Source organism: Fictibacillus sp. 18YEL24, assembly GCF_015903855.1.
GTDB lineage: Bacteria > Bacillota > Bacilli > Bacillales > Fictibacillaceae > Fictibacillus > Fictibacillus phosphorivorans_C.
Map to the genome: position 1 here is coordinate 126614 of NZ_JACZDT010000003.1, position 13299 is coordinate 139912.

General features: G+C 40.6%; 11 protein-coding genes. 8 read left to right on the forward strand and 3 right to left on the reverse strand.

What is annotated here, in order from left to right; genetic code table 11:
* Positions 1–6 precede the first annotated feature (6 nt).
* The 6 genes from hutP (at position 7) to HU823_RS11030 (ending at position 6497) form a co-directional block, all read left to right on the forward strand.
* Positions 7–441 carry a hut operon transcriptional regulator HutP gene (hutP, locus tag HU823_RS11005; protein WP_066391539.1) on the forward strand — a complete coding sequence of 145 codons (435 nt, stop codon included), beginning with the start codon at positions 7–9 and terminating at the stop codon, positions 439–441.
* A gap of 362 nt (positions 442–803) precedes the next feature.
* Positions 804–2330, forward strand: a complete 1527-nt coding sequence (gene hutH / locus HU823_RS11010; protein WP_197222079.1) for a histidine ammonia-lyase — start codon at positions 804–806, stop codon at positions 2328–2330.
* A 16-nt stretch (positions 2331–2346) separates the two neighbouring features.
* Positions 2347–4008, forward strand: a complete 1662-nt coding sequence (hutU, locus tag HU823_RS11015; RefSeq protein ID WP_197222080.1) for a urocanate hydratase — start codon at positions 2347–2349, stop codon at positions 4006–4008.
* A 15-nt stretch (positions 4009–4023) separates the two neighbouring features.
* Positions 4024–5295 (forward strand): imidazolonepropionase, encoded by a 1272-nt coding sequence (hutI, locus tag HU823_RS11020; protein ID WP_197222081.1) that lies wholly within the window; start codon positions 4024–4026, stop codon positions 5293–5295.
* On the forward strand, positions 5270–6244 hold the full coding sequence (gene hutG / locus HU823_RS11025) for a formimidoylglutamase (RefSeq protein WP_197222082.1): 975 nt from the start codon (positions 5270–5272) through the stop codon (positions 6242–6244). Before hutI ends, hutG begins: the two co-directional genes overlap by 26 nt.
* Positions 6237–6497, forward strand: a complete 261-nt coding sequence (locus HU823_RS11030; RefSeq protein ID WP_066391554.1) for a helix-turn-helix domain-containing protein — start codon at positions 6237–6239, stop codon at positions 6495–6497. The genes hutG and HU823_RS11030 overlap by 8 nt, the downstream gene beginning before the upstream one ends.
* A 104-nt stretch (positions 6498–6601) precedes the next feature.
* On the opposite strand, the gene HU823_RS11035 is transcribed toward HU823_RS11030, so the two are convergent.
* The 3 genes from HU823_RS11035 to HU823_RS11045 all read right to left on the reverse strand — a co-directional run bounded on the left by HU823_RS11035 (position 6602) and on the right by HU823_RS11045 (position 9791).
* Positions 6602–7636 (reverse strand): acyltransferase family protein, encoded by a 1035-nt coding sequence (locus HU823_RS11035; RefSeq protein WP_144702674.1) that lies wholly within the window; start codon positions 7634–7636, stop codon positions 6602–6604.
* 150 nt (positions 7637–7786) lie between these two features.
* Complete coding sequence (gene ytvI / locus HU823_RS11040) at positions 7787–8821, reverse strand: sporulation integral membrane protein YtvI (protein WP_066391559.1); 1035 nt, start codon at positions 8819–8821, stop codon at positions 7787–7789.
* Between the two features lie 157 nt (positions 8822–8978).
* Entirely contained in the window at positions 8979–9791 is an 813-nt protein-coding gene (locus HU823_RS11045; RefSeq protein WP_144702671.1) for a YihY/virulence factor BrkB family protein, read from the reverse strand.
* A 542-nt stretch (positions 9792–10333) separates the two neighbouring features.
* Here HU823_RS11045 and HU823_RS11050 point away from each other — a divergent pair.
* The gene (locus HU823_RS11050; RefSeq protein WP_144702668.1) at positions 10334–11035 is read left to right on the forward strand and encodes a TerC family protein; all 702 of its coding nucleotides are present in this window, start codon (positions 10334–10336) and stop codon (positions 11033–11035) included.
* Positions 11036–11235: 200 nt separating this feature from the next.
* Entirely contained in the window at positions 11236–13242 is a 2007-nt protein-coding gene (locus HU823_RS11055; protein ID WP_197222083.1) for a methyl-accepting chemotaxis protein, read from the forward strand.
* Positions 13243–13299: the final 57 nt, after the last annotated feature.

Genomic DNA, 13299 nt, shown 5'->3' on the forward strand with positions numbered 1-13299 from the left:
CATGCAATGGCATTATCAAATGAACGTTTGATCGGAAAGATGGCCATGTTAGGGGTATTAGATGAAAGCTATCTGCCTGAAATCGAGAAATTGGGCTGGAAGTATTGCGTAGGCAAAGCCGGTTCAATGGATTCACAAAAGGTAGTAGCTGCCATTGAAACAGCGGCCAAAAGTGAAAATATAATTCAAACTGGGATTTATCGTGAAACACACTCGTTATATCATGCCATCATGGAAGCTTTTCATGGGGTGACAAGGGGACAGGTTCAGCTTGGAACCGTTCTTAGGACTGTAGGTTTACGATTCATAGTTGTCCGAGGTAATCCGTATGAGAAGAAAGAAGAAGGTGACTGGATCGCAGTCGCTCTCTATGGAACGATTGGTGCTCCTGTAAAAGGATTAGAGCATGAGGCGATCGGTCTAGGAATCAATCATATTTAAATAGTGCCCATAGTAACTAGTGATGAGGGGGCGTATTCGAAAGAGTTTTCTTTCGGGTGCGCTCTTTTTGTATGTGATGTAAGTCTTTATTAAAGCAGTACTTGTTGCTTTTGAAAGTGGTTGACTTCCGTTCCAGATACTCGCTTTCCGTGGGGCAGGCGGTGAGCCACATTCGGACGTTTTACTCTTAAGTCTCTCACCTGCCCACCTGTCCCACAGGAGTCTCGCATCTTACACTCCAATCAACTGCTCAATGAAGTTTTCTAAGGCACAATTTTCGCAGTTGTAAAAAAAACACGCACTTTGCACTTTTAATGAAGAAGAATAATAAAGAAAAGAACCTTAATAAAAGAGGGATGAAGATGATTACATTAACAGGTAATACGCTTTCCATGGAAGAGCTCAAGCGGATTCTGCATGATAACGAACCAGTAGAAGCTTGCCCGCTTAGCATGAAGAAAGTAGCAGATAGTCGGAAAGCGGTTGAGGAGATCGTAGCTGCAGGTAAAGTTGTATACGGAATCACTACGGGCTTCGGAAAATTCAGCGATGTTTTTATTTCTAGAGACGATGTAGAAACGCTTCAGATCAATCTGATCCGCAGTCATGCGTGCGGCATAGGAGATCCTTTTCCAGAGACGATTTCCCGCTTGATGCTGATCTTGCGTGCCAATGCACTTCTAAAAGGGTTATCTGGAATTCGCCCAGTCGTAATCGAAAGGTTGCTAGAGTTAGTCGAAAAGAATGTGCATCCTGTTGTTCCTCAACAAGGATCACTTGGCGCGAGTGGAGATCTTGCTCCGCTTTCTCACCTAGCACTTGTGTTAGTAGGTGAGGGAGAAGCGTATTACAAAGGAGAACGTATTCCTGGCCAAGAAGCATTAAAGAGAGCGGGCATTGAACCTGTCGTATTGACGGCGAAAGAGGGGCTTGCCTTAATCAATGGAACGCAAGCCATGACAGCACAAGGAATTGCTGCCTATATAGAAGCGGAACGTATTGGACTCATGGCAGATGCGATTGCAGCGCTTACCACAGAAAGTTTACGAGGTATAACAGATGCGTTTGATGAGGACGTACATCTTGCTCGAGGTTATCAAGAGCAGGTAGATGTTGCAAAGCGTTTAAGAGAATATTTAGAAGGCAGCCAGCTTACAACGAAACAAGGAGAGATCCGGGTTCAGGATGCTTACTCCTTAAGGTGCATCCCTCAAGTTCATGGTGCCTCGTGGCAAGTTCTTGGTTATGTAAAAGAAAAGCTTGAGATCGAAATGAATGCTGCAACGGATAACCCACTGATTTTTGATGGAGGAAACAAAATCATATCAGGTGGAAATTTTCATGGTCAGCCTATCGCTTTTGCTATGGATTTCTTAAAGCTTGCAGCAGCAGAATGGGCAAATATTTCTGAGCGAAGGATCGAACGGATGGTCAATCCTCAATTAAGTGACTTACCAGGTTTCTTAAGTCCGAATCCAGGGCTTGAGTCTGGTGCGATGATCATGCAATATGCAGCAGCATCACTTGTTTCAGAAAACAAAACATTGGCTCATCCTGCAAGTGTTGATTCGATACCTTCATCTGCCAATCAAGAAGATCATGTAAGTATGGGAACGATCGCTTCTAGGCATGCGGCTCAAATAATCGCAAATGCAAGGCGTGTACTTGCTGTTGAGTTAATCTGTGCGATGCAGGCTGCAGATTTCCGCGGACCTGAAAAGCTCGCACCAAAAACAAGAAAAGTATATGAACAAGGAAGAATCGTTTGTCCAACGATACAATGTGACCGCATGTTCCACCGAGATATGGAAGCTGTTGCTTCATGGATTCTTGATACATCGTGGAATGACATCTTAATCGGATCAAAAATTCAAAAGTTAGCACATTAAAAGGAGGTATTTTTACATGTCAAACGTAAAACATTCTATATCAGCTGCTAGAGGTACAAAATTATCAGCAAAAGGGTGGGTTCAAGAAGCGGCTATCCGAATGCTGATGAACAACTTAGATGGGGAAGTGGCGGAGAATCCCGATGAACTAGTCGTTTACGGTGGTATCGGCAAAGCTGCCCGCAACTGGGATTCTTATCATAAGATCATAGAAACATTAGAGCGTTTAGAGAATGACGAAACTCTTCTTGTGCAATCTGGAAAGCCAGTCGCTGTATTTAAATCACACAGAGATGCTCCACGTGTTTTACTTGCGAACTCCAACCTTGTTCCTGCATGGGCAAATTGGGATACATTCCGTGATCTTGAAAAAAGAGGACTGATGATGTACGGCCAGATGACAGCAGGAAGCTGGATCTATATCGGCACACAAGGCATCCTACAAGGTACTTACGAGACGTTTGCAGAAGCTGCTCGCAAACATTTTAACGGATCACTAAAAGGAACGATTACACTCACAGCAGGTCTTGGAGGTATGGGTGGGGCACAACCTCTAGCAGTAACGATGAATGATGGTGTTGTGATTGCGATCGATGTAGACGAAACAAGAATCCAACGCCGCTTAGACACGAGATACTTAGATAAAATGACAACGAGTTTAGACGAAGCATTAAGCATGGCAAAAGAATACGCGGCAAAAGGTGAGCCACTATCAATCGGTCTTTTAGGAAACGCTGCTGAGCTTTTACCAAAGATGATTGAGATGGGAGAGATTCCGGATCTTGTTACGGATCAGACATCTGCACATGACCCGCTGCATGGGTATTTACCAGTAGGTTTCTCTATGGAAGAAGGAGCAGAACTTCGTAAACGTCATCCTGAGCAATATATCGAAAAATCGAAGCAATCGATGGCGATTCATGTTCAGGCTATGCTTGAGATGCAAAAGAAGGGTTCCGTTGTATTTGATTATGGAAATAACATCAGACAAGTTGCGCTTGATGAAGGAGTTACAAACGCTTTCGATTTCCCTGGGTTCGTTCCAGCGTTTATTCGACCGCTGTTCTGTGAAGGAAAAGGACCTTTTAGATGGGTAGCGTTATCGGGAGATCCAGAAGATATCAGAAAAACAGATGAAGTGATATTACGAGAGTTTAGTGATAACGAGCACCTCTGCAAATGGATCAAGATGGCTCAAGACAAAGTACAGTTTCAAGGTCTTCCTTCCCGCATCTGTTGGTTAGGGTATGGTGAACGTGCGAAGTTTGGAAAAATTATTAACGAAATGGTAGCTAGCGGCGAATTGTCAGCACCAATCGTGATCGGGCGTGACCACTTGGATTGTGGTTCAGTTGCATCGCCTAATCGTGAAACAGAAGGAATGTTGGATGGCAGTGATGCGGTTTCAGACTGGCCGATTTTAAACGCGATGATCAATGCGGTAAATGGTGCAAGCTGGGTATCTGTGCACCATGGCGGCGGTGTTGGGATGGGTTATTCTCTTCATGCTGGAATGGTCGTTGTAGCAGATGGAACAGAAGAAGCTGCTCATCGTCTTGAGCGTGTACTAACGAGTGATCCTGGAATGGGAATCGTAAGGCATGCTGATGCAGGTTATGACCTAGCGATTGAAACTGCGAAAGAAAAAGGCGTAGATCTGCCGATGATTGAGAACTAAAAAGGGGTGTGACGAATGCTAGATACATTGATTATTGCTGGACAGGTGATTGTTCCAAAAAGTAATGGAGCTGCGCTTCGAGGTACACAGATGAATGAACTCTCCATCATCGATAACGGAGCTGTTGGTATAAAAGATGGAGTGATTGCGTTTATAGGAACTGTCGAAGAAGCGGCTCAGTTACAAGCAAAAGAAACGATTAAGGCAGAAGGCAAACTGTTATCACCAGGCTTAGTGGACCCTCATACACATTTAGTGTTTGGGGGATCACGAGAGCATGAACTCGCTTTGAAACAACAAGGAGTTCCTTATTTAGAAATTTTAGCTCAAGGCGGAGGAATTCATTCAACGGTCAAAGCAACACGTGAAACAGCTGAAGATGCTCTCTATAAAAAGGGAATGTTCCATTTAAACAGGTGTTTAACATATGGTGTTACGACTATGGAAGCAAAGAGTGGGTACGGATTGGATAAAGAGACTGAACTAAAACAGCTGAGAGTAGCAAAACAGCTGAATGAAACTCACCCGATCGATCTTGTTTCAACTTTTTTGGGAGCTCATGCTATTCCTGAAAATTATAAAGGAAGACCAGATGCCTTTTTAGAAGAGATGCTTTCCTTGTTAAGCATAATCTCAAAAGAGGGTCTGGCCGAGTTTGTAGATATTTTCTGTGAAACTGGTGTGTTTACGGTAGAACAGTCTAAAGTCTTTCTTCAAAAAGCGAAAACAGCAGGATTCGGTGTGAAAATTCATGCGGATGAGATCGATCCTCTCGGTGGAACGGAGATGGCTTGCGAGATTGGAGCGGTTTCTGCTGATCACTTAGTTGGAGCGAGTAAAGAAGGCGTTCGTATGCTAGGGGAATCAGAAACGATTGCAGTCCTTCTTCCAGGAACAACGTTTTATTTAGGAAAAGATCACTTTGCTCCAGCACGAGAAATGATCTCAAACGGCGCAGCAGTTGCACTTTCGACTGATTTTAACCCTGGAAGTTCACCTACAGAAAATCTGCAGTTTATTATGACACTCGCTGCATTAAAGCTGAAGATGACACCAGAAGAAATTTGGAATGCTGTAACGGTCAACGCAGCATATGCGATTGGACGCGGTGATGTTGCAGGTAGTTTAGAAAAAGGAAGAAGAGCAGATCTTGTTCTGTGGGATGTACCAAACTATAAGTATATTCCATATCACTATGGTGTGAACCACGTTAACAAAGTGTGGAAGAACGGTAAGTTAGTAGTTGGAAAGGGAGATATTCATGCAAACTATACCCTTTCTACGTAAATCGGGTGAGGCGCCATTTACTGACAGAGGGATAAAAAAGGCAGGTCAGCTTTTGAAGCCTTGGTCAGGAGATGAAGTGAGAGGGGTAGCGATAGCTGGTGCTCCTCTCTCGAAGACTTCTATTTCGCATTCAGGTGCACATCTCACACCACAGACCGTCCGTACGATGATGCATTCGTTTTCCACATATAGCATTGAAGAAGAAAGTGATCTTTGGGATCACAGCATTACAGATTTTGGGGATATTGAGATGCATGTAACAGATCTCTTTACTTCACAATCTAGAATACATTCGGTCTTAAAAGATATTGGAGCTCAGCATAGCGAAGCATGTGTAATTACGCTTGGTGGCGATCATTCTGTTTCTGCTGCAGCGATCAAAGCTTTTCAAGAAACGAGAGGACGTGTTGGCATCATCCAGTTCGATGCACATTTTGATCTCCGTAATACGGAGGACGGTGGTCCATCAAACGGTACGCCGTTTCGCCAACTCATAGAGAATGGAGTGATTACAGGCGATCAACTTGTTCAGATTGGTATTCGAGATTTCTCAAATGGGAAACTTTATCATGAATATGCAAAGGACCATGGAGTAACGGTTCATACGATGGGTGATGTAAAAAGAAACGGATTGCTTTCTTTGTTACAAAAATCAGTTGACCAGTTAAAACAGACAACAGATAACATATATATTTCTCTCGACATGGATGTTTTAGACCAGGCTTTTGCTCCAGGTTGTCCTGCGATCGGTCCAGGTGGATTAGACAGTTACTCGTTAATTGAAGGGATTCAGTATCTTGCAAAAGAGCCTTCTGTTAAAGGGATGGACATCGTGGAAATTGATCCAACCTTAGATTTCCGCAACATGACGAGCCGGTTAGCAGCGTACATCATCTTACAATTCACGCTGTTTTATTCAGGAAGAAAGGGAGGTTTAACAAATGAGTGAGTTCGGAAAGTTTATTGAATTGTCTAGAAATCAAAAGGGCTTGAGCAAATCAGAGCTTGCAAGACGATTAAGCATCACTCCTCAATACATGGCAGATATTGAAAAAGGAAGAATGATTCCATCTGAAGAAAAGATCGAAAAATTAGTAAAGACATTAGAGTTAAACGAAAAAGAAGCATTTAAACTAGCGGACAAGCTTCCGTTACGTGTGTTAGCAGAGGCAAAACAACATTATTATAAACAAGGTTCCTAAAATTTTATTGAAACCTACGCACTCTTTCTATTTATTTCATTCTTATTGAAACGAAAAAACACCGCTAGCCATTTTGGCTTTGCGGTGTTTCTTCCTTATAAGAATTAACTCTCTCTAGGCTGAGAGGATTTTGGTTTTAATATTTTCTTAAGCTTAGACCAACGCAACTCAATAAACGGCTGTGCTAGTGCGATTACGGGTTTGCTTGCTAAAAATAGCGTTACAATAACAGCTAGGAAGAGGAGCATAAAGTATGCGCCGTTTTCCTCAATAGACGCGAACAGATCTGTTGTAAATAAGTATTTCAACACAAATCCATGCAGCAGATAGATATATAATGTGCGTTCTCCAAATTCGGTGAAGAACATTCGTCTGCGCGGAAGAAGTGCTAAAAAGCTGAAGGTTGCCGCAAACATGACACCATACATAGCAAGACGTACAATACCACCATACCAATCGTTGTATCCTAGGATTTCCGAGTAAGAAGATGACGAGAGAAGCCATTCTTTTGTACCGTTTGGAAAAATAAAATGATAGGTAATAAACAGTACCACTAAGAAAGCAGCTGAGACAATTTTGGCTCTCGGACGTAATATCTTTTTGAAGTCTCTCTTTTCAAGCAGATGTCCAAGCAAGAAAACAGGGAAAAAGACAAATGTTCGAAGGAGACTCAAAAATGTACCAATGTCATGAATATAACCTACTGCTACTCCTATACCAATAGCAAGGAGAAGCGGGTATTTCATTTTCACAAAGACTTTTAAAAGGATGTTCCAGAAAACCAAACTTAATAAGAACCAAAGTGTCCAGTGTGGAGAAAAGAAGTCTAATTTTACTTCACTTTTACCGTATAAGTCATAATAGAAAAAGCTGTAGATTAACTGGAATACCAAATAAGGAATCAGCACTTTTTTAAATATTTTTGGAAGATAGCCATCACGCCACACACCTTTTGTAAAGAATCCTGCTATTAATATAAATGCAGGCATGTGAAAGGTATATATAAAGTTGTAAATCGTGTAAAGCCACTCATTTTGACTTTTTATCGGGGAAATAAAGTGCCCGAACACGACGAGAAAAATTAAAATAAACTTAGCGTTGTCGAAATAATAATCGCGTTCTTTTGTAGCAGTACTCATCGATATTCCTCCAATAATTATTCACCTTATAAAGTATTCGTATGAATTTCTCATTTTTTTTCTTATTTTCTATAATTCCCAACATTGCAGGTGTTTCTAACCTATAAATAGAAAAAAACGTGTTTCCTATTACAGGAAACACGTTTTTCGTTAGAAATCGATCTTAATTTTGATAAACCCTGCACTTCTCAAAGCTTCATAGATGATGACGATAGCAGGACCGACAATCAATCCGATAAAGCCTAGAAGCTGGAATCCAATATATAAGGAAACAAGAGCTGCTAGTGCAGATATACCAAGACTTGACCCGAGTATTTTCGGTTCGATAATTCTTCGAACGATCGTGATGACTCCAAACATGATCAGCAGTCCGAATGCAAGATGATCATTGTTATTGATAAAGAAGGAATAAGCCGCCCATGGGACAAGGAATGATCCTGTTCCGAGGATTGGAAGGATATCTACAATAACGATCAAAAGAGCGAGAATAACTGCGTACTCAACATCTAAAATCATGAGTCCGATCAATGCCAATGCGTATGTAACAACACTTAAGATGATCTGAGCTCTAAAGAACCCTACTGTTGCTCTAGACAGTTGACTAAAGACCAATTCAACCTTTTCGCGGGCTGCTGTTGTAAATAGGTTAAGAAACTCAGCATACAGTCGCGGAAGATCTAGTGAAAATAAGAAAACGGCAACTACATAGATAATAAAATAGATCAACAATCCCGGTATGGCTGTGATCAGTCCTAATATACCCGAAGTTAAGTTCTTTGCTGTTTCAACGCCATAATCCTTTAAACCTACTAATCCCTCTTCAAGCGTTCTCACCACTTCAGGAGGTAAGCTAGCATAAAAGTTTTCCATTTCATAAAACGTATTCTCTGCTACTTCGAACAGATGAACAGAATAGGATGGAAGAACGGTAATAAACTCGATAACCTGAATAACAAGTGTTGTTGTAAGCCAGTAAGAGAAAATACCTAGTCCCGCAAGATACAAGATAAAAGTAGCAGTGACGGCCAATAATCGTCTACCTTTAAATAGTCTAATAAACAATTTTACTACTGGTTCTAGCATTATAGCAGTAAGCAATGCGAGAAGGAGAGGTATACTGTAAAAGACAAAGATGACGATTCCGGCAAGCAAAATGAGTAATAAGATTAAGTTTTTTACAGTCATTTTCCAGCCCCGATCTCCGAAATTTTAGCCGGTCAGTAATTTTTCATTACTATCCATTATGACCGGAAAAAAAGATGTTAATTCTTTATATATACACAATGATGTTACGATAATGTGAAAATGTCAATCACAGAAAGTGAAGTTTTCAAAAATCTTCTTATTTTCTTAATTCCCTCTTTAATGCGAGTATCGCGTTCAACTGTCCGCCAGCGATTAAGATCATCGCAGATAGATAGAACCACACCATTAATGTTAATAATGCGCCTAAATTTCCGTATATCTGTCCGTAGTCAAAAATAAGAACGTATGAAGAAAATAAATAAGAAAATAGATGCCAGCCTGCTGTCGAGAAAATAGCCCCGGGCCACACGTTTCTAAACGTCAATCTTACATTTGGAGCAAAACGGTAAAGAGCCGAGAAGATGGAGAGAAGCACTGAGAAACCAATAAGATAACGTGCTGTTTCCCATATGTGCCAGACGGGATGAGAGAATCCTGTTCGTTCAAATATGTAAATCCCGATGGTCCTTCCAAAGACCGGTAAAAGGAGAGCAGTTATAACTGCGATCACAAGACCGAACGTAAGGAACATACCTAAAATGAGTTCTTTTATAAAAGGTCGGCTTTCTTCGACCTGGTAAGCTTGGTTGAAAACCCGGATGATTGCGTGCGTACCGATTGTCGCTAACCAAATCATGATGATTAATGAAACAGATAATACATCTCCTCTATGCTCGTCCAATACCGCCACTAGATTATACTCTAATAAAGCATATGCTTCTTCTGGTGCGATAGACTGAAAAAGTGATAGGACATAAGCAGAAGAAATAGGCAAAAAGCTAAGGATCGTAAAGATGAGAAAAACAAAAGGAAACAGAGAAACTAGGAAGTAATAAGCTAGCTGTGCAGAAAGGTCAAATACTTTATCTTGAAAGAAACGGTGAAACCACTGTTTCATAAACCAACGCACGAGGACACCCCCAATAAATGGATCTTATCAATCTATCCTGCATTATTCCCTTAATAAAAAAAAAGAACGCTTTTTTTGAAACAAAACGTTCACTCAATCGTATCAGTGATGTGAAGTTACAAGGTAACTGCATTTCTAAGCAAGTTACCGTTGCCTTGTTGAGCAACGAGGGCATCTACAAACAACGATTAAGGGAGAGGTTGTTGGTGTAGGTTGAGGCTGAATGAAAGGAAAACAACAAGGATGAATGTCTCGGCAAAATAAAGGAACACCACAAAAGTTTACACAGGATTGGCATCTAACTTTACATCCGCATGAACATGAACGCATAAAAACACCCCCTTTGCTCTTATTATATGTAGAAATGGATAAGCCTGGCAGGGCATAACGTGTTCGTAATTACTCATTTTTTTTATCTTTGTCACCTTTTCTAAAAGATTATTGCTATCATGCCTTTGTTCTACTTTGGTAGTTGATTGGATGGAACGAAAAATCAACTGCTTTTTAAAAACAACAGATGTTTTACAGGGAGGATTTTTTGAATGGATTTTTTAACACCAGATTTTTGGTCGGCTTTATTGGCGATCGTTGTTATCGACTTAGTATTAGCTGGGGATAACGCAATTGTAATCGGCTTGGCAGCTAGAAACTTGCCAAAGGAAAATCAGAAGAAAGTAATCATCTGGGGAACAGTAGGAGCGATCGTGATTCGTGCAGCAGCTACGCTTGCGGTTGTATGGCTGCTGCAGATTCCAGGCTTGCTGCTTGCAGGTGGATTAATTCTTGTCGTTATCGCTTATAAGCTTATGATCGAAGAAAAAGATCATGAAATTGAAGCTCAAAATAGTTTCTGGGCAGCTATTCGGACAATTATTATTGCTGATGCGGTAATGGGGCTTGATAACGTTCTTGCCGTTGCAGGTGCAGCACATGGCGATTTCTTACTGGTAGTAATCGGATTATTAATCTCAGTCCCTATTGTTGTTTGGGGAAGTACATTGTTCCTAAAGGTTATTGATAAATACCCATTCATCATCACTATTGGAGCCGGTGTCCTTGCTTGGACGGCTTCTAAGATGATCGTCGGAGAAAAATTCATGGCTCCTTATTTCGAAAATGGATTTGTGAAATATGGATTTGAAGTTCTTGTGGTACTTCTTGTACTAGGATTAGGTACACTGAAGAAAAGAAAAATCGCTCAAGAGAGAGCATCTGAAAAAGTCCTTGCTAGAAAAGAAGCTTAGAAAGCCGCCTTGTGCGGTTTTTTTTTTTGTGGCTATCTTTATGAAATGATTACTATTGTTAGGTAAAAAGTACTTGTTTCGAAAAGTTTTAATATGAAAATGATTCTTTTGTACCTGTTTAGACCTATTTCTTAAATCATTTATAACTAGATGTCGATATGTAGGTAAGGGGTTTTAGATGATAAATGGGGGTTAAACAGATGTTTAAAAGAATTCAAACGAAGATCATGCTTTCTGTAAGTATTCTAGTTGCCATTACACTCTTATCTGTATCGCTATTTTCTTATTTTCAAACCAAACAACAGCTTGTAAGGAACAGCAACGAACAAGCAACAAGTCTTTCAAGCGAAGTTAAAGCCTCAACAGAGCTGTATTTGAAATCATATGGAGATACAATCGATCGATACAGCCAGGACAGCAGACTTATCAACTATTTAAAAACAGTAAAAACGAATGAAACAAAGGGTTTGAATGAAGTTTGGCCGATAGTAGATCAAGACTTCAAACACTTTTTGGATCTTAATAAAAACGTTGCAGTCTTATACATAGGCGCAGAGACAAAACAGTTCAAAACGACTCCTAAACTTGAGCTGCCAGATGGATTTGATCCAACGGAACGTCCTTGGTATCAAACGGCTAAACAAACACCAGAAAAAATAATGTGGACAGAACCGTACGAAGATGCTAGTTCGGGTGAATATGTTGTAACGGTTACAAAACCGGTGTTAGACCCTGCAACAGATGAGGTTCTTGGTGTAGTTGGTCTTGACTTAAATCTTGGTGGATTAACGAGCATGATCAACAAAACGAAAGTCAGCTATAAAGGATATCCAGTGCTTTTTGATCCGAAAGGTATGGCACTCGTTCATCCGACACAACAAGGTAAAAACTTAAGTAAAGAGACATTTATTAAAGAGATATACAAAAATGAAAAAGGAAACGTTTCCTATACTTATCAAAGTAAAGACCGAGAACTCTATTACACGACGATAGACGGCACGAACTGGAAGCTCGGTTTTGTCTACGATCAAAAAGAGTTGCTAAAAGATGCTGAAGAGCTTTTAAACATGATACTTATCTTTACATCTGTCGCAGTAATCGTGGCGTTAGGTGTAACTTATATGTTAGCAAAAAGTATCTCTAAACCGATTACTAGATTACAAGCACAAGTACAAAAAGTTGCAGAAGGCGACCTTACAATATCTGTTGAAGCTAAGTCTAAAGACGAAGTGGGGACACTCACTCATCATTTTAACGCTATGGTAGAAAACATGCGTGGACTTATAACATCTGTCAGTCATTCTGTTGTAACGGTTAATGAATCTACCTCTAATTTGAGTGCCGTGTCAGAAGAAACGATTGCTGCAAGTGAAGAAGTTTCAAGAGCAGTCAGAGAGATTGCTTCTGGAGCTACTACACAAGCAGAAGATGCTGATGAAACAAACCGTCGAACGATTGACTTATCACTACAGATTGAGAAAGTAAATGAACAAGCAGAAGAGATGACCCGACTGTCTTTAATAGCTGAAGCAGCTAATAAGAAAGGAATCTCACAAATGGACGTGTTGCGTGAAAAAACGGGTGAAAGTAACCAAGTTCTGAAAAACATTGAATCTGTTATTTCTGGACTAGCTGTTAAAGTAGAAGAGATCGAGCAAGTGATTCAATCGATTACAGAGATTTCGAATCAGACTAATCTACTAGCGTTGAATGCAAGTATTGAAGCTGCTAGAGCAGGTGAGAGCGGGCGAGGTTTTGCGGTGGTTGCTGATGAAGTACGAAAGTTAGCAGAACAATCGGCTGTTGCTGCAGATAAAGTACGTAAAACGATCTCAGGGATTGGTGAAGAGTCTGAGCGAGCTGTACACGAGATGGCATACACAAAAAAAATCGCTCACGATCAAAATGTGACCGTTACGGATACCGAATCAGCATTTAATGATATCTCAGGAACTATGGCTGATATGGTGAGATCAATCGAGCAGATTACGAGTGAAGTAGAAATGATAAACAACTATAAAGAGGAAGTAGTAGCATCCATTCAAAGTATCGCAGCAGTAGCTGAACAATCTGCAGCAGCGAGTGAAGAAGTTAGCGCATCTTCTGAAGAGCAAGTACGGGCACTATCCACAGTTTCTCAGTCGGCCGAAGAATTGAACGATGCTTCACAAGCGCTGACTGAAATGATCAAACACTTCAAGATCTAGTATAAGTTGCAAATGGATAGATTATGATGTCGAATGGCTAGATTATCTTCTCAATTG